Here is a 19,729-nt window from a genome sequence, read left to right as displayed (position 1 = left end):
CGTCTTCTCCGTCAATGATCGCCAGAAGGCGTTTCCATCAGTTCGACCAGCAGACCCCCGAAATCCTTGGGGTGGACGAAGACGATCGGCGTGCCGTGCGCGCCGATGCGCGGTTCGCCCAGCACCGTCGCGCCTTTCGCCTTCAGGTCGGCGACCGCCTCGTGGATGTCGGGCACTTCGAAGCAGACATGATGCTGGCCGCCCGCAGGGTTTTTCTTCAGGAACCCGGCGATCGGCGAGCTTTCGTCATAGGGTTCGATCAGCTCGATCTGAGTATTGGGCGCGTCGATGAAACACACTTTCACGCCCTGCGCCGGCAAATCGAATGGCTCGCCGATCGCGGTTGCGCCAAGCAGGGTGCGATAGGTCTCGATCGACGCTGCGATCGATGGCGTGGCGACGCCGACATGGTTGAGACGGCCCAGTTTCATTTGGCCAACGTCACTTCTTCGGCTTTTCCGCAGGCGGCGGTGGAGGAACTTCGCCGAGCTTGTAACCGCAGGCAGTCAACACCCGGCGGATCGGCGCATCGGTCGCCGGACCGTCAAAGGTCGCGGAGAAAGCGAAATTGCCGGCGGTGGTCGTCTCGACCGTGATCGTCTTCGCCTTGGCAAGCTGAACCGTCAGCGCAGTAACCGGCGTGGAGTTGGCGATATAGGCCGCCGTCGCACGGAACTGCCAATTGTCCGTGACTGCGGGGCCACCGTTGAAGCGCAGCGAGACCGACTTGTCGGCGAACTCGCCGGTATCCGAGGCGGTCTGCAAAGGCTGTTTGGTGATGAACTGCACCGACACGATCGAGTCGGCTGCCTTGTCGCATTTCACGGTCAGCCGCGACGATCCATCGCGCGCGATCGCGGAGGTCGAAGTAGTCGCGACCCCGCTTGCCGCATCGGTCCGCTCGCGCACGGTCCATGGTGCGGGAGCCGCAACAGGCGCGGGTGCGGGCGCCGGAGGTGCGGCGGCGGGCGTAGCGGCTTGCAGAGTCAGCAGGAGGATCGGGAGCATGGTTTCGGCCTCGCGGGATCAAAGGGGAATATTGTCGTGTTTCTTCCACGGATTCTCGAGCGACTTGCCGCGGAGCTTGCGCAACCCTAACGCCACGCGCCGGCGGGTCGAGTGCGGCTGGATCACTTCGTCGATGAAACCCTTCGACGCGGCGACGAACGGGTTGGCGAAGCGCGCCTCATACTGCGCAGTACGCTCGGCGATCTCCTCCGGCGTCTTGCCGCGAAAGATGATCTCGACCGCGCCCTTTGCGCCCATCACCGCGATTTCCGCAGTCGGCCAGGCATAGTTGAGGTCGCCGCGTAAATGCTTCGACGCCATCACGTCATAGGCGCCGCCATAAGCCTTGCGCGTGATCACGGTGATCTTCGGCACGGTCGCTTCGGCATAGGCGAAGAGCAGTTTCGCGCCATGCTTGATGATGCCGTTCAGTTCCTGACTGGTGCCCGGCAGGAAACCCGGCACGTCGACGAATGTGACGATCGGAATGTCGAACGCGTCGCAGAACCGCACGAAACGCGCGGCCTTCTTCGACGAATTGATGTCGAGACAGCCCGCCAGTACCATCGGCTGGTTGGCGACGAAGCCGACACTGCGCCCCTCGATCCGACCGAACCCAATGATGATGTTTGCGGCATGGGTCGGCTGGACCTCGAAGAAATCGCCCTCGTCGACCGTCTTCCGGATCAGCTCATGCATGTCATAGGGTTGGTTGGCGCTGGCCGGGATGAGCAGGTCGAGGCTGTCTTCGATCCGGTCCCAGGGATCCGAACTCGGGCGTTCGGGCGGGGTCTCGCGGTTCGACGCGGGAAGAAAGTCCACGAAGTCGCGGGCCGCGAGCAGCGCCTCGATATCGTTTTCGAAGGCCACATCGGCGACCCCCGACTTGGTCGTGTGCGTCACGGCACCGCCGAGTTCCTCTTGTGTGACGATCTCGTTGGTGACGGTCTTCACGACATCGGGGCCGGTGACGAACATATAGGAGCTGTCCTTCACCATGAAAATGAAGTCGGTCATAGCCGGGGAATAGACCGCACCACCCGCACACGGCCCCATGATCAGCGAAATCTGTGGCACGACGCCGCTGGCCAGCACATTGCGCTGGAACACCTCGGCATAGCCGCCGAGCGAAGCGACACCTTCCTGAATACGCGCGCCGCCTGAATCGTTGAGGCCGATAACCGGCGCACCGACCTTCAGCGCGGTGTCCATCACCTTGCAGATCTTCTGCGCGTGGCGTTCGCTGAGACTGCCGCCGAACACGGTAAAGTCCTGGCTGAACACGAACACGAGGCGGCCGTTGATCGTGCCCGATCCGGTAACCACGCCGTCGCCGGGAATGATCTGATCCTGCATGCCGAAATCGACGCAGTTATGTTCGACATACATGTCGAGTTCCTCGAACGATCCTTCATCGAGCAGGACGTCGAGGCGCTCGCGTGCGGTCAGTTTGCCCTTGGCGTGTTGCGCCGCGATGCGCTTTTCGCCACCGCCCATGCGCGCCGCCTGGCGCTTGCGTTCGAGTTCGGCGATCGTCGACGACATGCAGCTCTCCGGAAAGTGCGGACGGCCTCTCTTTCAAGGAGTCGCGGGTTTTGCAAATGTGAACTTGCGAAGTTGTGAAGGACAAAGTTGTGAAGTAGGCTCTTCTTAGCCCCTCCCTTTCATGAGAGGGGCCAAGAAAGGAACTATGCCCCGCCCCACTCGCCTGTTTGCCGGAGAACAGCTCCGCGCCCTGCGCCACTCGGCGGGACTCAACCAGGCGACGATGGCAGCGCGGCTTGGGCTGTCGGTCAGCTATCTGTCGCAGCTCGAAAGCGGCGTCCGCCCGCTGACCTCCGCCGTGACCGCGGCATTACGTCGCAACCACCCCAACGCGCTCGCCGACATCGAGGACAGCGCGCCGACGATGCGCATCGCGTCACTTTCCGCCGCGCTGGCCGATCCGCTGCTCCCGCCTGCCCCGCCGCCCGATACGATCGCCCGCCTTGCCGAGGAACGACCGGAGATCGCCGAACGGATCATCGCGCTGCACGGGGCGGTGCGTGCGGCGGAGGAGCGCCTGCAGATAGTCGAGGAGACGATCTCCTCAGGCGCGGGCGGACGGATGCCATGGGAATCGGTACGCGACTGGTTTCATCAGGCGGGCAATTATGTCGATACGATCGACCGGGCTGCGGAAACATTGGCGGATACGCTCGGGCCGGGCGAAGCAGCGTTGATTGGCGCTCTCGCGCGGCACGGTATCTCGATCGAAACCGCAACCGACGACCCCTCGCCGCTCCGCGCATTCGATCGGACACAAGGTGCGCTGACGCTGGGTGGCGCGCTACCGCCGGAAAGCCGTCGCTTCCTGATCGCGCACCAGCTTGCAGCGCTGGAGTTCGACGGAATGATCAAGGACATCGTCGCCGGGGCACCGCTGATCAGCGATGTGGCGCGCAACCTATTGCGCATCGGCCTCGCCAATTACGCGGCAGGGGCTCTGATGATGCCCTATGCGGCATTCCGTGCGGCGGCGCGGGCGGCCCGGCACGACATCGACCGGCTCTGTCGCAGTTTCGGGGTGAGCTTCGAACAGGCGTGCCACCGGCTGTCGACGCTGCAGCGTCCGGGCGCAGAGGGCATCCCCTTCTATTTTTGCCGTGTCGATATGGCCGGCAACATCACCAAGCGGCATTCAGCCACGCGTTTCCAGTTCGCGCGCTTCGGCGGCGCCTGCCCCTTGTGGATCGTGCACGAAGCGGTAGCGATCCCCGACCGCATCGTGGTGCAGCATGCCGAGACGCCGGACGGCGTGCGTTATGTCTCGATGGCCAAGGGGCTGGTCAAGCCATCGGGCAGCTTCACGCGAACGCCGCGGCGCTATGCAGTCACGCTCGGCTGCGAAGCGGAACATGCCGAAGACTTTGTCTACACCGATGCACTGGACCGACGCGCGGCCGCGACGCCGATCGGCATATCATGCCGGTTATGCCCGCGCGACAATTGCGACCAGCGCGCCTTTCCTCCCGCCGACCGCAGCATCGCGGTTGACCCCGACTTGCGCGGGATCGTGCCGTACCGGATCGTCTAGGGTCGGTCAGACCGACGCCAGCCCACCCTGGCCGAGCAAAGTCATTTCACCCATGATGTCAGTCGACGATCCGCGATATAGGGCCAATATGGTTTAAATTATTAACCTATTCGGCGTTCAATAAAGCAACCTTATAGTATGGACTCTCATCATTCGCCGGTGGTACTAAACAGTCAACAGATCACGCGATTGATGATCTGGTGATTCGGGCCGCGCCAAACAATCTCTCCTGCTTCAGGAGTAGTGGAGGCTTGAATGACGAAAAGCGACACCCAGCAAAAGCCGTTATTATCGCCTAATATGATTTGCGTTGTCCAAGATGCAACCAGTTCGACATTCAGCAATATGTCGGCCGGGCACTCCATTTTTGGCGCGTCCAATTTTTTTAATTCTGCTTTCCATCGCAGCAATTTCGAAAGCACGCATTTTAGTGCTTGCGAATTCGACGGTGCCGTCATCGAGAATTGTTCGCTTCGTGCGGTGCAATTAAAGAATTGTGATGTTGACGGACTCGTCATCGACGGCATCAATATCGGTTCGCTGCTTAAACTTCTGCTCGTGAAATAGGAGCGAAACAATGTCCAATGAACAGGCCGATCCCACTCCATTCATCGGCGCGACGCATCGCCATGACCTTCTGGCACAGCTCGCAGGCACGCGTATTCGTGCGTTCGACAGCGCCGTGAACGACGCCGTGGCGCACGGCATGCGAAATCCGGAGGAGATCAAGCTGGATGGCAAGAATGGTGGCATGGACGGCATTGCCGTTAGCCTTGGGGGCATAGAGGTCGCCGATGAGACAGTTTACTCCCCCTGGCAACCGCCAAAATTTCCCAAGGGCAAGGAATCCAAAGAGGGCAAGGAATCCAAGGATTCCAAGGAGGGCAAAGAGGGCAAGGAATCCAAGGACTCCAAGGAGGCCGGCAAGGAAACCTCCGATGGCGGCAAGATGGCGGGAAGCGAGGCGTCAGACCCCTTCAGCCGTTTCGGTGAAGTGGAGAGGCTCAACTGGACGCAGATGAATCGCGTGGCGCAACAACACGCCAATGGCGTCCGGGGGTTCATCAAGAGTGTCCAGATGTTCTGATGCCGGGACGCGGAGCGACGGCACCGACAAAATCGTGCTGATCGTGGGCGAACCGGGTGACAGCTTTGCCGATGGGTTGACGGAGTCGATCACTGCTGCGGGCTGGACCCCGGTTTGCCTTGATGCGATGGCGGCGGCGCGGCGGTTCACGATCCTGGTCCAGGATGGCGACGCCTCGGTCCTGCCGCAGATCCCAATGGTCATCCGCGCACCGCGCCTGCCCCCCGCGCAAAGCCCGGATGCGCGATTTCTGCGCGGCGAAGCACTGGCGGCATTATGGGCGATCGGCGCGTTGAGCACGGCGCCGGTGCTTGGTCGTCCGGGTCCGATGGGCTTTGGCGGCGGCTGCAGCCTGTCGGCAGCGGTGAACGAACTGCGCGGCGGACTGTGCACCGATCGCATGGAAACCTTCATGCAAGGCGCGACATGGCCGCAAAGCGATGCGGGATGGTATTTCAAATCGCCCGATACGCTGGAACCGCTGAGCCATGATCAGCGCGCGGCCTATCCCGGGCCGCAACGCGGACGGTATGTCAGGCCGGGCGAACAATATGAATTCGTACTGGTGCTGGGTCAGGATGCGTGGTGCCGAAGCGGACAGCAAGTCAGCGGTCATGACCTTGCCCAAGACAGCGTGGCGCTGGCCGAACGGCTCGGGCTCGACATGGCGCTGATCGTCTGGGCGCTGTCGGCGGATCTGCGCGATCCGTATCTGGCGCGTGTAGCCCCTTGGCCGCACCGGGAAGATATTGCCTTTGCCTGGCAAGCGTTTACGGCCGCCGCCGTTTCGTATTTGACGCAATGATCACCGCGATCGGCCTGGGCACGGATCCGACCATTCGGCATTTCGTGGCACGATGCGAAGCGATTGGTGTCGAAGTAGAGTTGATCGATCTGCATGACCTGGCGCTAGCGGATTGGATGTTTCCGCTGCCCGGCCAGGATGCGATCTGGCGCGACGGCGACGAGGAACGGCGATTGTACGCAGGCGGCCGTTACTATGTTCGACCGATCGACGTGTCGCCGGCCATTTCGTCACCGCGCAGGCGCATGTCTTGGCAGGGATTGCAGCAAGCGCTGTGCGCCTGGCTGGAGAGCATCGGTGAGGCGATCGTGATCAATCGGCCGGGTCATTTCCAGGATAACGGATCGAAGCCACTGCACGAAGCGCTGCTGGCGCGCAGCGGTTTCCTCGTGCCGGAATCGCTGACCAGTTCGGACGGCGACGCGCTGATGAGCTTTGCGCGCGCGCCATCGATCGTGAAGACGATTTCCGGCACCCGCGCGGATTGCTGGATGGTGGCGCCGGATGATTTTATCGCTTTCCAACCCGAAAGTGGACCAGTGCATTTGCAACGGCTGGTAGAGGGCGCGGACGTGCGCGCGCATGTCGTCGGCGATGCCGTGCTTGCATTGCGGATTGACAGCGACACGACCGATTACCGCATCGATGGCGAAGCGAGATACGCCCCGATCATGCTGCCGGACGCGCTGACCGATCGTATGACGCGCACAGCGCGCGACATGGGGCTGATCTTTTCCGGCTGGGATTTCAAGCTCGACAAAGATGGTCAGCTCTGGCTGCTCGAGGCCAATCCGATGCCCGGCTATAATTCCTACGACAATCGCCTGGACGGCAGCATCACCGCCGCGCTGGTCGCGATGCTGACCGAAGCACGGCCTGAGACGCGGCGATGATTACGACCACCGACCTGCTGAATGTGGACGCCTGCTGCTCGATAATCGAGCGCGTGGCCAGCAACCGGGACAAGTGGATCGACCGCAGCCCACGCGGCGACGCGACCTTCTTCACCTTCGGGCGCGCCAGCTATCTCGATGCGTGTCCGCCGGACATTCAGCCGCAACACGCTTATTATGGAAAGGTCGACGCTGCGAACGCTGAGTTGATGGCGACATTCGGCGATCTTTACACATCGCTGCTCGACCGACTTTCCGTCGAATTGCAGGGTGATGTGGTGCTGGCAGATGAGCTGGCCATCCCTGGGTTCCACATCTTCCTGGGCAGCGGCATCCTAGGTGCGGGAAAAAGCGGCCGGCATTTTGATATCCAGTATGAAAACCTGCGCTTCCCGCCGGGTCCGATCGAGGACGATCCGGTATCGTTCACTCTGGCGCTCGAATTGCCGGCGGAAGGCAGCGGGCTCGACTTATGGGACATCACGGTCGAGGATTTCGATCGAGCATTCAAGGCCGGCCGCGTCGCAACGCTCGACGACATGGCGCGTCGCCGGATCCTAGCCTATCATCCGTACGCTGTCGGCCAATTACTGATTCACCGCGGATTATGGCTGCACCGAATATCGTCACCCGGCACAATCCGCAGCGATGATCGCCGGATAACGCTGCAAGGGCATGGATTGCGCATCGCCGGGCGCTGGGTCCTTTACTGGTGAGCGACGCCGCCCGGAGATCGGCCTATCCCATGCGCGCTGCGGTCGAGGCAGCACCGATCGCACCTGCGCTGGTTCTGCCCGGTGCGCTGCGCGAAGCCGACGCCGCAGCGTTGCTCGACTTCGCGATCGCCAGTGAGGCATTATTCGGCGACGCGCTGACATTATCGCCGCATTTGGAGTTGCATAGCGGACGCCATCGCAGTGCGCTGACGCTGACACAGCATCACGTGCATCGCGACCTGATGGCGATGATCGCGCTGAAACATGGTGATGCGCTTTGCGCGCGCTTCGGCGACGCAATCATGGCCACGCCGGTCGAGGAATCCGAATTGGCTGCGAGCGGCGATGGTGATTGGTTCGGCCCGCACCGCGATAACGGCGCGGCACCCGTCGCGCATCGATCCTTCACGATCGTGGTCTATCTCCATCGCCGCCCCTGCCGTTTTTCGGGGGGAGAGTTGGCCCTGCATGGCTTTCAGGATGCAGCGAGGCAACGTTTCGGCCCGGTGCAGATGATCGTGCCGCGCCACAATGTCGCGGCGATCTTCCCATCGAACACGCTGCATGAAATCCTGCCGGTGTCATTGCCGACGCCATGCTTCGCCGACCGGCGCTTCGCGCTTACCAACTGGATCTGAAAGATGCACGGCATCAGCCGGGGCTACATCATTGCCGCGCTGCCCCGCACCGGCAGCTTCCTGTTGTGCGATATGCTGGCGACGCTGGGGTCAGTCGGCTATCCGCAGGAATATGGCTTGTCGGAGGACGAGCAGACATGGTCGGGCCATCACGGCCATGCCAGCCATACCGCTTATTTCTATGATTTTTTCCGCCTCTGCTCCACGCCCAACGGGGTATTCGGCTGCAAGCTGATGTGGTCGCAGTTCACAGGCCTTCGCCATGATATCGAACGATATACCCGCATCGGCGGGCGAGGCCTAGAACCGATCGAAGCAATGACCGGGCCGCTCAAGCTCATCTTCCTCGATCGCCGCGATGTCGTCATGCAAGCGATATCGTTGGTGCGCGCGATAGAGACCAATATCTGGTCGTCCCGTCGATCGCACCCGCCAACATCGCTAACCTATGACAGCATCGCGATCGCCGACGCTATTCGAACGATCAAGGGCAATCGCCAGCAGTGGGAAGCCTTTTTCGCACGGCATGCGATCGAGCCGTTGCGATTGGCCTATGAGGATGTAGCATGGGGTGATGTCGCTGCATTGTTCCCGTTTCTGGGCCTGGAAGGGACGGAACGGACGGCGCACATCACGCAATTGAAGCAACAGGCCGACGACCAGTCGCGCGCCTGGCGCCACCGCTTTGTCGCCGAGAATGTGATTTAATCAGATCTTCACGATGCCCAGGTCGATCAGGCTGCGCGCGGTGTCGACGATCGAGTCCGCAGCCGGACGCGTCTTCCAGCCGAGCACCTCGAACGCATGGCTGGAATCGACTGCGCGGACCCGGCCCAATTCGCCAAGCACCTGGCGCAAGCCGCCGTCGAACAGTGCGATCAGTCTGACAGCGAAATCGGGGATATTGCGCTTTGGTACCTTCCTCGCATCGGGCCCGAGCCGGTCGCGCAGCACTTGCCCCACTTCCTCCATCATCATGAATGGCCCAGCCGCAATGAAGCGTTCATTGGCGAGACCCGGCATGGACAGCGCACGGACGTGAAGATCGGCGAGGTCGCGGACGTCGACGACGGCGAAGCCAAGCCGCGGAAAGCCCGGGACCGAGCCATCGATCGCGCGTTTGACGAACTCGATCGAAGCCGAATAATCGGCGCTCAGGACCGGACCCAGCACCGCCGCCGGGTTGACCGAGCAATATTCCATCGCGCCGCCGTTCGCCGCCATCCAGTCACGCGCGGCGCGTTCTGCGATCGTCTTCGACTTCGGGTATGCGGCTACTGTGGGCGAATTGACGTCGGTCCAGTCGGCCTCGGTAAACGGTCGCCCCAAATCACCGCGACCATAAGCGATCGCCGCAACCGACGAGGTTTGCACGAAGCGCTGGACGCCGGCCTCTTTCGCGAAGCGCAGTGCCCGGAGCGCGCCCTCGCGTGCGGGGATGATCAGGTCGTCCTCATTCTTGACGGCACCGACCGGAAAAGGCGACGCAACGTGCGCAACATGGGTGCAGCCGGCCATCGCCGCGAACCAGCCGGCATCATTCATCAGGTCGGCCGCGAAGAATTTAAGCTCCGGGCCCGACACGCCGAGTGTTTCGCGCACCTCCGTCTCGCGGCCGATAGAGCGCACCGTGGTGTGGACCGTCCAGCCCTCGCCAATGAGCTGCTTGATGAGATAGCCGCCAATATAACCGCTGCCGCCCGTCACCAACACCGTGCCTGCCATCGATCCGCTCCGCCCGGGAAAAATCAAGTTTTATATTGAAACCTAGTTCTTGACAAGCCGGGCTTGCATTCGCCCCTCTCCCCCCGGCAAATGGGGTGGCAGGAGAGCGTTACATGGCCGATCAAGATCTTTACCCCGTGCCCCCCGAATGGGCGCAGCGTGCGCGTGTCGACGCGGCGGGATATGAGAATCTCTACGGCCGCTCGCTCGCCGATCCAGGCAGTTTCTGGCTCGAACAGTCGCGCCGGCTCGACTGGATCAAGCGGCCAGAGATCGCCGGCGACTGGTCGTTCGCGGAAAAGGATTTCCACATCCAGTGGTTCGCCGATGGCCGACTCAATGTTTCCGCGAACTGCCTCGACCGGCATCTCGCCAAGCGTGGCGAACAGGTCGCGCTGATCTGGGAACCCGACGCGCCGAACGAACAGCCGAAGCGCTTCACCTATCGCCAGCTACATGCCGAAGTATGCCGCTTCGCCAATGTCCTGAAGGCGCAAGGCGCGAAGAAGGGCGACCGTGTCACGATCTATATGCCGATGATTCCGGAAGCGGCGTTTGCGATCCTCGCCTGTGCGCGGATCGGCGCGATCCATTCGGTGGTGTTCGGCGGTTTCTCGCCCGAGGCGCTGGCGGGACGGATCACCGATTGCGATTCGAGCATCGTCGTGACTGCCGACGAAGGACGGCGCGGTGGCAAGAAAGTCCCGCTCAAGGCCAATGTCGATGCCGCGGCCCTGCGCGCACCGGCGCTGAAGAAGGTGATCGTGGTAAAGGCGACCGGCGGCGACGTGACGATGCACGAGGGCCGCGACGTCTGGTACCATGACGCGGCGGTGGATCAGCCGACGGTTTGCCCGCCCGAGCCGATGGGCGCGGAAGACCCGTTATTCATCCTCTACACCAGCGGATCGACCGGCCAGCCCAAGGGCGTGCTGCACAGCAGCGGCGGCTATTTGCTCTGGGCGAGCCTGACGCATGAACTGGCGTTCGATTACCGGCCCGGCGATGTGTGGTGGTGTGCGGCCGATATCGGCTGGGTCACCGGACATACCTATATTCTCTATGGCCCGCTCGCCAATGGCGCGACGACATTGATGTATGAAGGCCTGCCCAACTGGCCCGATGCGAGCCGCATCTGGCAAGTGGTCGACCGGCACAAGGTTCATACCATCTTCACCGCGCCGACCGCACTCCGCGCGCTGATGAAGGATGGCGACGAATTCGTCGCGAAGACCGATCGCTCGTCGCTGAAGCTGCTCGGTACGGTCGGCGAGCCGATCAATCCCGAGGCTTGGCGCTGGTATCACGAGGTGGTCGGCGACGGTCGCTGCCCGATCATCGACACCTGGTGGCAGACAGAGACCGGCGGCGCGATGATCTCTCCTATGCCCGGCGCGACCGACCTGAAACCGGGTAGCGCGACACGGCCGATGCCGGGGGTCGATCCGCAACTGGTCGATGCCGAAGGCGAGGTGCTCAATGGGGCGACCGAGGGGAATCTGGTCATTGCCCGAAGCTGGCCGGGACAAATGCGCACCGTGTGGGGCGATCATAACCGCTTCTTCCAGACATATTTCACTACCTATCCGGGCAAGTATTTCACCGGCGATGGCGCACGCCGCGACGAGGACGGTTATTGGTGGATCACCGGCCGGGTCGATGACGTGATCAACGTCTCCGGTCATCGCATGGGCACCGCCGAAGTCGAATCCGCGCTGGTGCTCCACCCGCAAGTTGCCGAGGCCGCGGTGGTCGGCATGCCGCACGACATCAAGGGCCAGGGCATCTATGCCTATGTCACGCTCAATTCCGGCGAGACGGCGTCGGACGACCTGCGGGCCACGCTGATCAAATGGGTACGCAGCGAAATCGGCCCGATCGCCGCGCCGGACAAGCTGCAATTCGCGCCGGGCCTTCCCAAGACGCGGTCGGGCAAGATCATGCGCCGCATCCTGCGCAAGATCGCCGAGGGCGATGTCTCGTCGCTCGGCGATACCAGCACGCTGGCCGATCCGGCGGTGGTCGATGATCTGATCGCCAATCGGGTGGCGTGATCGATTGTGCCCGCTCCTGACCAGTCATGCATGAACATCTCGCTCCCGGAAACGCTCAATCATTCGTCGATCAATAAGTGATCGATCGCGATTTTGGGACGAGCAGTGAATATGTCCGGGCACTTATCCGCAAGGATCTGAGCGCCAGACCCTCAAACGGCTTTTGCTTGACGGTGCCGCAAGCGCGCCGACCGAGCGCGTCGATGATGCCTATTTCGCCGATCTGCGGGATTGTGCCGCACAGTGAACGGCAAGCCAATCGTCCCGCGCAAAAAGAGCGCGCGCAGCCGCTATTTCCAGTTTATTCCCCCTGGTCGCCCGCGCTTCGCCGCGGCCAGTCACCCTTTTTCGATCTCCGAAAGTTGACACAGCCCCAGGCATCGTCAATACTTCGCTAAATGGTGAAGTATCAGGCATCCGCAATCGACCGCACATTCTCCGCACTCGCCGATACGACGCGGCGGGGCGTGCTGATGCGGCTGAAGGACGAACCGAGGCTTTCGATCAGCGAACTCGCCCGGCCGTTGTCGCTGAAGCTGCCGGGGATGATGAAGCATCTCGATGTCCTGTCCGATGCCGGACTGATCATCCGGACCAAGACCGTCCGGACCGTGGCGGTAACCCTGTCGGTGGAGCCGATGCAGGAAGCGATGGCGTGGCTCAAACGCTATGAACGCTTCTGGATGGCGAGCATCGACCGGCTTGTCGTTTTTGTCGAAGAGGATGACGCGCAATGAACTCCAGCCTGCCCAGCGTGACCATCGTCCGCAAGATCAAGGCCTCTCCCGCCAAGGTGTGGGCGGCGATCACCCGGCCCGAACAGATGCTGCAATGGTGGGGACCCGATGCCGGGCCGACGCTCAAGGCCGAGGCCGATGTGCGGCCCGGCGGCCGGTTTAGCATCATGTTCCGGCTGATGAACGGCGACGAGCACAATCCCACCGGCGTGTATCGGGAAGTGCTGTCCGAGCAGAAACTGGTCTTCACCTGGGAATGGCCCGGCATGCCCGAACGGGAGTCGCTGGTGACATTCCTGCTCAAGCCGCTCGACGGCGGCACCGAGCTGACCCTGATCCACGAACATCTGCCCGATGAAGAGGCGCGCGAAAGCCATGAGCAAGGCTGGAGCGGCCTGCTCGACAAACTGCCGATTTTCCTTGGAGAGACAGAATGAGCGACCTGACCCAAAAGATAACCATCTGGACTCTTGATTGGGTGCCCGAGGGTCCGCGCGGATTCGTGCGCGATCTACGCCTGCGATGGGCCGCAGAGGAAGCGGGCCTTTCCTATGATGTACGTACCGTCGCCTTCGAGGATCGCGCGACCAACCATCTCGACAGGCAGCCTTTTGGGCAGGTGCCGTTCCTGACGGATGGCGATATCAAAATCTTCGAAAGCGGTGCGTGCTTGCTGCATCTGGCGGGCAAGAGCACGACGCTGATGCCGCGCGATCCAGTCGGCGAAGCTGAAACGCAGCAATGGATCATTGCCGCGCTCAATTCGATGGAGATGGTGACCGTCCCCTGGTGGTTCCTCACGATTTCCGGCGACGGGGATAATGCTCTGACCGACTGGATGGACATGCGGCTCGCTCACATCGAGGCGATACTGAGCGAACGAGATTGGTTGGCGGCAAACAGCTTCACCGCCGCCGACCTCATCATGGCGGACGTGCTACGCGTCACAAAGGTCCGCGAGCACGGCAACCGTCCCGCAACTGAGGCCTATGTCGAACGTGTCACCGCTCGCCCCGCTTTCCAGAAGGCTTATTCGGACCAAATCGCGCATTTCGAGGCGGCAGACGAGATTCGCTCAGAAGGCTGATGACGAAACTCGCACATTTCGGGAGTCGTACGTCCGCAACCGAGTTAATACTGGTCTCTGCTTGGATGTCCGTTTCCAGCTCCCGCTTTGCAAAACCGACGGTCACAACGAAACCACCCGCTGCAAGCCAGTTATTATTCGACATTAGCCAGTTATGGCACATTCTGGCATGCACAGGGATACTGCCGAAGGGGTGAAAATCATTCCCATTCGATCGTGCCCGGCGGCTTCGACGTATAGTCATAGGTCACGCGGTTGATGCCCTTGACCTCATTGACGATCCGCGTCGCCACGCGCGGCAGAAAGTCGCCGGGGAATTGATACGCCGCCGCGGTCATCCCATCGGTCGAGGTGACCGCGCGCAGGGCGAGTACGAAGTCATAGGTCCGCCCGTCGCCCATCACGCCGACCGTGCGCACTGGCAGAAGGACAGCAAAGGCCTGCCAGATCGCGTCGTAGAGCCCGGCATTGCGGATCTCCTCCAGATAGATCGCATCCGCCTTGCGCAATATGTCGCAACGCTCGCGCGTCACCTCGCCGGGAATGCGGATCGCAAGACCCGGCCCGGGGAACGGATGCCGCCCGACGAACGCATCGGTCAGGCCGAGTTCGCGGCCCAGCACGCGAACCTCGTCCTTGAACAGTTCGCGGAGCGGCTCGACCAGCTGCATGTTCATGCGTTCGGGCAGGCCGCCGACATTATGGTGGCTCTTGATCGTCACCGACGGGCCGCCGGTGAAGCTGACGCTCTCGATCACATCCGGGTACAGCGTGCCCTGGGCCAGGAACGCCGCGCCGCCGATCTTCTTCGCCTCCGCCTCGAACACGGCGATGAAGGTTGCGCCAATGAACTTGCGCTTGGCTTCGGGGTCGGTGACGCCGGCCAACCCATTCATGAACAGCGCCTCGGCGTCCACATGGACCAGCGGAATATTATAGTGATTGCGGAACAGGCCGACGACCTGATCGGCCTCGCCTGCGCGGAGTAGGCCATGGTCGACGAATACGCAGGTAAGCTGCTCGCCAATCGCCTCATGGATCAACACTGCGGCGACCGAAGAATCGACGCCGCCGGACAATCCGCAGATCACCCGGCCGGTACCGACCTGCTTGCGGATTTCCTCGATCTTGGCGGCGCGGAAGCCGGCCATTGTCCAGTCACCTTGCAAGCCGCAGACATGACGCACGAAATTGCAGATCAGCTTGGCGCCATCGGGCGTGTGGACGACCTCCGGGTGGAACTGCATCGCATAATAGCGCCGGTCGTCATCGGCGATCACCGCAAAGGGCGCGCCGGGGCTCGCCGCGACCGGACGGAAACCGGGCGCCAGCGCCGTGACCTTGTCGCCATGGCTCATCCACACCTGATGGCTCTCACCCTCGGCCCACAGACCATCGAACAGCGAACAGCGATCGCTCACCTCGATCACCGCATGGCCGAACTCGCCGCTGTCACCGAGGGTCACGATCCCGCCGAGTTGCGCCATAAGCACCTGCTGACCGTAACAGATGCCGAGGATCGGCAGGCCGCTGTCGAGAATCACCTGCGGCACGCGCGGGCTGTCCGCATCGAGCACCGAAGCCGGGCTGCCCGACAGGATGATGCCCTTGGGCTGCATACGCTCGAACGCCGCTTCGGCGGACTGGAACGGTGCGATCTCGCTATAGACCCCCGCTTCGCGCACGCGGCGAGCGATGAGCTGAGTCACCTGGCTGCCGAAATCGACGATAAGGATGGAGTCGGGGTTGAAGTTCGGGGGCTGTGTCATGCGGCCAGATAACAGAAGCCGCGCGAGACGGAACCCCCTCCGCGCGAGCACTGCAGGTGAATCGGCCTAAGCTGGCGAAAGCCGGGCTTCTATTGGACAGGCTTGACCGTCAGCCCGGTCCATTTCGCGGCAAACGCCCAATTGTCGGCCGCCTCCTCGATCACCTTGTCGGTCGGTTTCCCGCTGCCATGCCCGGCGCGGGTTTCGATCCGCGCGAGATGCGGCCGGTCGCCGATATCCGCCGCCTGCAGCGCTGCGGTATATTTGAAGCTGTGCCCCGGCACCACGCGATCGTCGGTGTCCGCCGTCGCGACCAGGATCGCGGGATAGGGCTTGCCGCTCTTGATGTTGTGATAGGGGGAATAGGCGTAGAGCGTTTTGAAATCGGCCTCCTTGGATGGATAGCCGTAATCGTCGACCCAATAGCGCCCGGCGGTCCAGCGGTCGAAGCGCAGCATGTCCATCACGCCGACCGCGGGCAGTGCAGCGGCGAACAGATCGGGCCGCTGATTGGTGACGGCACCGACCAGCAGGCCGCCGTTCGAACCGCCCTGGATCGCCAGCCCATCCTTCGACGTGATCCCTTCCGCCTTCAGATACTCACCGGCCGCGATGAAATCGTCGAACACATTCTGCTTGTTGGCCAGGCGGCCGCCGTCATGCCATTCCTTGCCATACTCGCCGCCGCCGCGAATGTTCGCCACCGCAAGCACTCCGCCCTGTTCGAGCCAGGCAATCCGCGACGCCGAGAAGCTGGGCGTCATCGAAATGTTGAAGCCACCATAGGCGTACAGCAGCGTCGGCGCCGGCCCGGTCACATCCTTGCGCCGGACGACGAACATCGGCACCCGCGTGCCGTCCTTCGAAGCATAGAAACGCTGCGCCACGTCATAAAGCGACGGGTCGAACGCGACCTTGGCCGTGGCCCAGGGCGTGGATTGGCCGGTCTTCACATCGTAGCGATAGATCGTCGTGGGCGTGGCGAAGCTGGTGAAGGAATAGAATGTCTCGGGATCATCCGCCTCGCCCCCGAACCCGCTCGCCTTGCCGATGCCGGGCAATGCAACCACGCCATCCGGCTTGCCATCCAGGGAGAAGCGGCGGACCTCGGTATTCACATCGGCGAGGTAGGCCGCGATCAGCTTGCCGCCGACGATTCCGGCGCCATCGAGCACCGCCTTGTCCTGCGGTACGATCTCGACGATCGGCGGCACGGCCGAGCGCGCGGCAAGGTTGGTCGAGACGATGCGCGAGCGCGGCGCATCCTTGTTGGTCACCCAGAAGAAGATGTACCCTTGGTTGCCGGCATAGCTCCACTCATTCTCCAGCCCCTTGAAGATGGTGCGCGGCGCCGGCTTGGGCGCGGCCAGGTCCACGACCGTCATCTCGTATCGGTTGTCAGTGCCTTCTGTGGTGGTGATGACCAGCCATTTGCCGTCATCGGTGACTTGTACCTGATGGTTGCGCCGCGGCGTTTCGGGCGTCGCGTAGATCAGCGTGTCGGTGCTTTGCGCGGTCCCGATCTTGTGGAAATAGATCTTCTGATTCTCGTTCAGCGCCTGAAATTTTTTCTCGCCCGTCGCGACCGGAAAGCGCGAGTAATAAAAGCCCGATCCATCCTTGGCCCAGGCGAAGGCGGAGAATTTCACCCATTCGATCGTGTCGTCGGCGATCGCCCCGGTCGCGACGTCGAGCACCTTGAGCGTGCGCCAGTCGGTGCCGCCATCCTGGATCGAATAGACGATCTTGCTGCCGTCCTCCGACGGCACCCATTCGGCCAGCGCAGTGGCACCATCCTTCGACCAGCTATTGGGGTCGATCAGAACGCGGCCTTCGCCGTTCACGCCGTCGCGGACGAACAGCACGGCCTGATTCTGCAGGCCGCTGTTGTGCGTGTAGAAATAATGACCGCCCTTTTTCTCCGGCAGTCCGAAACGTTCATAATCCATCAGCTGTTTCAGGCGGGCCTTGAAGATATCCCTGCCGGGCAAGGCGGCGAGATAGGCATTGGTGACTCTGTTCTCGGCGGCGACCCAGGCGGCAACCTCGGGGTCGGTGCGCACGTCATTCTCGAGCCAGCGATAGGGGTCGGCGACCTTCACGCCGAATTGCTCATCGACCTGATCGACCTTGCGGGTTTCGGGATAGGTCGGTTTCGGCATCGCGGCGGCTTTTTCCATGGTCTGGCCGGCAGCGATTGCGGGCGCGGTGAAAAGGAGGGGCAAAAGGGTCAATAGCGCAGGACGCATGGATCGCTCCCGATAAGGGCTGGATGGCGGCACCCTATCAGCCATCGGACATCACTCAACCCCCGAGCCAGGCCGGCACAAACGAAAGGGGCCCCACTTTCGCGGAGCCCCTGTTCACTTTTCTCGAAGGGGAGTGATCAGGCTGCCTGATCGTAATCCTCGTCGGTCATCACCGGACCCGAATCCTGGCCCTTTGCGCTGACGTCGCGATCGACGAACTCGATGATCGCGATCGGCGCGGCGTCCGAAGCGCGGATGCCGGCCTTGATGATGCGAGTGTAACCGCCGTTGCGGTCGGCGTAGCGCGACGCCAAGACGTCGAACAGCTTCTGCAGCTGCGTCTCGTCGAGCATGCGGGCATGCGCGAGACGACGGTTGGACAGGCCACCCTTCTTCGCCAGCGTGATCAGCTTCTCGACATAAGGACGCAATTCCTTCGCCTTGGCGACGGTCGTCGTGATCTGTTCGTGCTTGATGAGCGCTGCCGACATGTTGCGGAACAGGGCAGTGCGGTGGGCCGAAGTCCGCGAGAGTTTACGACCGCCTACGCGATGGCGCATGATTTGATCCTTCGTTCGTTAAGGGGCCGTTTGACGGAACCCCAGACCAGGCAGGGACAATGGAGCCTGCCATTCTATCGTCATCCCAGCGAAAACCGGAATCTCCATGAGGAGAAAGCCCGGCCCGAACCACGAGACCCCAGCCTGTGCTGGGGTGCCGGATTGGGGCCGGGACAGTCTTACCCCATAATCTCTTGTTCAAGCTTCTTGGCCATCTCTTCGATATTCTCAGGCGGCCAGCCGGGAATTTCCATGCCCAGGCGGAGACCCATCGAGGAGAGAACTTCCTTGATCTCGTTGAGCGACTTGCGGCCGAAGTTCGGCGTACGCAGCATCTCGGCTTCGGTCTTCTGAACCAGATCGCCGATATAGATGATGTTGTCGTTCTTCAGGCAGTTCGCCGAACGCACCGACAGCTCGAGCTCATCGACCTTCTTGAGCAGGTAACGGTTGATCTGCTGCGTGTCGCCCGAGGCTTCGCCGGCTGCTGCGGGAGCCGCGTGGCCGATCGGGGCCGAACGGGTCATCGCCGAATCGTCGAAGTGGACGAACAGCGCGAGCTGGTCCTGCAGGATGCGGCCGGCATAGGCCACCGCGTCCTCAGGCGTCACCGTGCCGTCGGTTTCGATCGTCAGCGTCAGCTTGTCGTAATCGAGTTCCTGCCCGACGCGGGTGTTCTCAACCTTGTAGCTGACCTGCTTGACCGGCGAGTAAAGTGCATCGACCGGGATCAAGCCGATCGGCGCATCCGCCGGACGGTTGGCGACCGCCGCGACATAGCCCTTACCGACGTCCGCGGTCAGTTCCATGTTGAGCGTCGCGCCTTCATCGAGATGGCAGATCAGCAGATCGGGGTTGAGCACCTCGATGTCACCCGAAACCGCGATGTCGCCGGCCTTCACGTCGGCAGGGCCGGTCGCGGAAAGCTGGAGACGCTTCGGGCCTTCGCCCTGCATGCGAAGCGCAATCTGCTTCACGTTCAGGACGATATCGGTAACGTCCTCACGAACACCCGCCAGCGACGAGAATTCATGCAGCACATTCTCGATCTTGATCGAGGTCACCGCCGCGCCCTGCAGCGAGGACAGCAAAACGCGCCGCAGCGCGTTGCCGAGCGTCAGGCCGAAACCACGCTCGAGCGGCTCGGCGACAAAGGTCGCCTTGCGCTTCGAATCACCACCGGCCTTTTTCTCGAGACCGTTGGGCTTTTTGAGTTCCTGCCAATTCTTTGCATTGACGGACATGGGCTTCCCCTTGGTTTTGGACCGAAGCGGGGAAGCTTCGGCCATGAGAGAATCGGCCGCGCGGCGCGATCAACCGCGCGC

At 62.1% G+C, this 19,729-nt stretch carries 20 protein-coding genes; 12 read left to right on the top strand and 8 right to left on the bottom strand.

Annotated elements, in window-relative coordinates; translation table 11 throughout:
- Positions 1-11: 11 nt before the first annotated feature.
- Genes mce through ACVWZA_RS18730 form a run of 3 tightly spaced genes read right to left on the bottom strand, consistent with a single transcriptional unit; the run spans position 12 to position 2,553 of the window.
- On the bottom strand, positions 12-431 hold the full coding sequence (gene mce, locus ACVWZA_RS18740) for a methylmalonyl-CoA epimerase (RefSeq protein ID WP_457312874.1): 420 nt from the start codon (positions 429-431) through the stop codon (positions 12-14).
- A gap of 10 nt (positions 432-441) precedes the next feature.
- Positions 442-1,008, bottom strand: a complete 567-nt coding sequence (locus tag ACVWZA_RS18735; protein WP_457312873.1) for a hypothetical protein — start codon at positions 1,006-1,008, stop codon at positions 442-444.
- Positions 1,009-1,026: 18 nt separating this feature from the next.
- A complete protein-coding gene (locus ACVWZA_RS18730; RefSeq protein WP_457312872.1) occupies positions 1,027-2,553 on the bottom strand; it encodes an acyl-CoA carboxylase subunit beta in 1,527 nt (508 codons plus the stop codon).
- A 145-nt stretch (positions 2,554-2,698) separates the two neighbouring features.
- Between ACVWZA_RS18730 and ACVWZA_RS18725 the strand changes: the two genes are divergently transcribed.
- From ACVWZA_RS18725 to ACVWZA_RS18690, 8 genes are all read left to right on the top strand, one after another.
- Positions 2,699-4,084: a helix-turn-helix domain-containing protein gene (locus tag ACVWZA_RS18725; RefSeq protein WP_457312871.1), complete on the top strand. Its 1,386-nt coding sequence runs from the start codon at positions 2,699-2,701 to the stop codon at positions 4,082-4,084.
- Between the two features lie 255 nt (positions 4,085-4,339).
- A complete protein-coding gene (locus ACVWZA_RS18720) occupies positions 4,340-4,651 on the top strand; it encodes a hypothetical protein (protein WP_457312869.1) in 312 nt (103 codons plus the stop codon).
- Positions 4,652-4,661: 10 nt separating this feature from the next.
- Positions 4,662-5,171, top strand: a complete 510-nt coding sequence (locus tag ACVWZA_RS18715) for a hypothetical protein (protein ID WP_457312868.1) — start codon at positions 4,662-4,664, stop codon at positions 5,169-5,171.
- Positions 5,155-5,976 carry a hypothetical protein gene (locus ACVWZA_RS18710; RefSeq protein ID WP_457312867.1) on the top strand — a complete coding sequence of 274 codons (822 nt, stop codon included), beginning with the start codon at positions 5,155-5,157 and terminating at the stop codon, positions 5,974-5,976. The genes ACVWZA_RS18715 and ACVWZA_RS18710 overlap by 17 nt, the downstream gene beginning before the upstream one ends.
- Positions 5,973-6,869 carry an ATP-grasp domain-containing protein gene (locus tag ACVWZA_RS18705; protein WP_457312866.1) on the top strand — a complete coding sequence of 299 codons (897 nt, stop codon included), beginning with the start codon at positions 5,973-5,975 and terminating at the stop codon, positions 6,867-6,869. Before ACVWZA_RS18710 ends, ACVWZA_RS18705 begins: the two co-directional genes overlap by 4 nt.
- Positions 6,866-7,585, top strand: a complete 720-nt coding sequence (locus ACVWZA_RS18700; RefSeq protein ID WP_457312865.1) for a hypothetical protein — start codon at positions 6,866-6,868, stop codon at positions 7,583-7,585. Before ACVWZA_RS18705 ends, ACVWZA_RS18700 begins: the two co-directional genes overlap by 4 nt.
- Entirely contained in the window at positions 7,582-8,223 is a 642-nt protein-coding gene (locus tag ACVWZA_RS18695) for a 2OG-Fe(II) oxygenase (protein ID WP_457312864.1), read from the top strand. Before ACVWZA_RS18700 ends, ACVWZA_RS18695 begins: the two co-directional genes overlap by 4 nt.
- A gap of 3 nt (positions 8,224-8,226) precedes the next feature.
- Positions 8,227-8,931 (top strand): Stf0 family sulfotransferase, encoded by a 705-nt coding sequence (locus ACVWZA_RS18690; protein WP_457312863.1) that lies wholly within the window; start codon positions 8,227-8,229, stop codon positions 8,929-8,931.
- On the opposite strand, the gene ACVWZA_RS18685 is transcribed toward ACVWZA_RS18690, so the two are convergent.
- Complete coding sequence (locus tag ACVWZA_RS18685) at positions 8,932-9,948, bottom strand: NAD-dependent epimerase/dehydratase family protein (protein ID WP_457312862.1); 1,017 nt, start codon at positions 9,946-9,948, stop codon at positions 8,932-8,934. It abuts the gene before it with no gap.
- A 113-nt stretch (positions 9,949-10,061) separates the two neighbouring features.
- On the opposite strand from ACVWZA_RS18685, the gene acs reads away from it, so the two are divergent.
- From acs to ACVWZA_RS18665, 4 genes are all read left to right on the top strand, one after another.
- A complete protein-coding gene (acs, locus tag ACVWZA_RS18680) occupies positions 10,062-12,002 on the top strand; it encodes an acetate--CoA ligase (protein WP_457312861.1) in 1,941 nt (646 codons plus the stop codon).
- 398 nt (positions 12,003-12,400) lie between these two features.
- Complete coding sequence (locus tag ACVWZA_RS18675) at positions 12,401-12,739, top strand: ArsR/SmtB family transcription factor (protein ID WP_457312860.1); 339 nt, start codon at positions 12,401-12,403, stop codon at positions 12,737-12,739.
- Positions 12,736-13,176 (top strand): SRPBCC family protein, encoded by a 441-nt coding sequence (locus tag ACVWZA_RS18670; RefSeq protein WP_457312859.1) that lies wholly within the window; start codon positions 12,736-12,738, stop codon positions 13,174-13,176. Before ACVWZA_RS18675 ends, ACVWZA_RS18670 begins: the two co-directional genes overlap by 4 nt.
- Positions 13,173-13,826: a glutathione S-transferase family protein gene (locus ACVWZA_RS18665; protein WP_457312858.1), complete on the top strand. Its 654-nt coding sequence runs from the start codon at positions 13,173-13,175 to the stop codon at positions 13,824-13,826. Before ACVWZA_RS18670 ends, ACVWZA_RS18665 begins: the two co-directional genes overlap by 4 nt.
- Before the next feature lie 200 nt (positions 13,827-14,026).
- Here the strand turns inward: ACVWZA_RS18665 and guaA are convergent, their stop codons facing one another.
- From guaA to ACVWZA_RS18645, 4 genes are all read right to left on the bottom strand, one after another.
- Entirely contained in the window at positions 14,027-15,595 is a 1,569-nt protein-coding gene (gene guaA, locus ACVWZA_RS18660; RefSeq protein ID WP_457312857.1) for a glutamine-hydrolyzing GMP synthase, read from the bottom strand.
- A gap of 89 nt (positions 15,596-15,684) precedes the next feature.
- The gene (locus ACVWZA_RS18655) at positions 15,685-17,844 is read right to left on the bottom strand and encodes a prolyl oligopeptidase family serine peptidase (RefSeq protein WP_457312856.1); all 2,160 of its coding nucleotides are present in this window, start codon (positions 17,842-17,844) and stop codon (positions 15,685-15,687) included.
- Between the two features lie 137 nt (positions 17,845-17,981).
- Positions 17,982-18,404 carry a 50S ribosomal protein L17 gene (gene rplQ / locus ACVWZA_RS18650; protein WP_457312855.1) on the bottom strand — a complete coding sequence of 141 codons (423 nt, stop codon included), beginning with the start codon at positions 18,402-18,404 and terminating at the stop codon, positions 17,982-17,984.
- Between the two features lie 179 nt (positions 18,405-18,583).
- Entirely contained in the window at positions 18,584-19,648 is a 1,065-nt protein-coding gene (locus tag ACVWZA_RS18645) for a DNA-directed RNA polymerase subunit alpha (protein WP_457312854.1), read from the bottom strand.
- Positions 19,649-19,729 lie beyond the last annotated feature (81 nt).

It is taken from the genome of Sphingomonas sp. UYAg733, from assembly GCF_054057355.1.
Note: the sequence above shows the minus strand (reverse complement) of the source record. Positions and strands in the feature narration are given on the sequence as shown.

Coding starts and splice junctions, on each gene's coding strand:
- guaA (WP_457312857.1), bottom strand. CDS start 15,595: ATGACACAGCCCCCGAACTTCAACCCCGACTCCATCCTTATCGTCGAT.
- ACVWZA_RS18705 (WP_457312866.1), top strand. CDS start 5,973: ATGATCACCGCGATCGGCCTGGGCACGGATCCGACCATTCGGCATTTC.
- ACVWZA_RS18645 (WP_457312854.1), bottom strand. CDS start 19,648: ATGTCCGTCAATGCAAAGAATTGGCAGGAACTCAAAAAGCCCAACGGT.
- ACVWZA_RS18675 (WP_457312860.1), top strand. CDS start 12,401: ATGGTGAAGTATCAGGCATCCGCAATCGACCGCACATTCTCCGCACTC.
- ACVWZA_RS18690 (WP_457312863.1), top strand. CDS start 8,227: ATGCACGGCATCAGCCGGGGCTACATCATTGCCGCGCTGCCCCGCACC.
- ACVWZA_RS18665 (WP_457312858.1), top strand. CDS start 13,173: ATGAGCGACCTGACCCAAAAGATAACCATCTGGACTCTTGATTGGGTG.
- ACVWZA_RS18735 (WP_457312873.1), bottom strand. CDS start 1,008: ATGCTCCCGATCCTCCTGCTGACTCTGCAAGCCGCTACGCCCGCCGCC.
- ACVWZA_RS18685 (WP_457312862.1), bottom strand. CDS start 9,948: ATGGCAGGCACGGTGTTGGTGACGGGCGGCAGCGGTTATATTGGCGGC.
- mce (WP_457312874.1), bottom strand. CDS start 431: ATGAAACTGGGCCGTCTCAACCATGTCGGCGTCGCCACGCCATCGATC.
- ACVWZA_RS18730 (WP_457312872.1), bottom strand. CDS start 2,553: ATGTCGTCGACGATCGCCGAACTCGAACGCAAGCGCCAGGCGGCGCGC.
- ACVWZA_RS18670 (WP_457312859.1), top strand. CDS start 12,736: ATGAACTCCAGCCTGCCCAGCGTGACCATCGTCCGCAAGATCAAGGCC.
- acs (WP_457312861.1), top strand. CDS start 10,062: ATGGCCGATCAAGATCTTTACCCCGTGCCCCCCGAATGGGCGCAGCGT.
- ACVWZA_RS18715 (WP_457312868.1), top strand. CDS start 4,662: ATGTCCAATGAACAGGCCGATCCCACTCCATTCATCGGCGCGACGCAT.
- ACVWZA_RS18700 (WP_457312865.1), top strand. CDS start 6,866: ATGATTACGACCACCGACCTGCTGAATGTGGACGCCTGCTGCTCGATA.
- ACVWZA_RS18720 (WP_457312869.1), top strand. CDS start 4,340: ATGACGAAAAGCGACACCCAGCAAAAGCCGTTATTATCGCCTAATATG.
- ACVWZA_RS18725 (WP_457312871.1), top strand. CDS start 2,699: ATGCCCCGCCCCACTCGCCTGTTTGCCGGAGAACAGCTCCGCGCCCTG.
- rplQ (WP_457312855.1), bottom strand. CDS start 18,404: ATGCGCCATCGCGTAGGCGGTCGTAAACTCTCGCGGACTTCGGCCCAC.
- ACVWZA_RS18655 (WP_457312856.1), bottom strand. CDS start 17,844: ATGCGTCCTGCGCTATTGACCCTTTTGCCCCTCCTTTTCACCGCGCCC.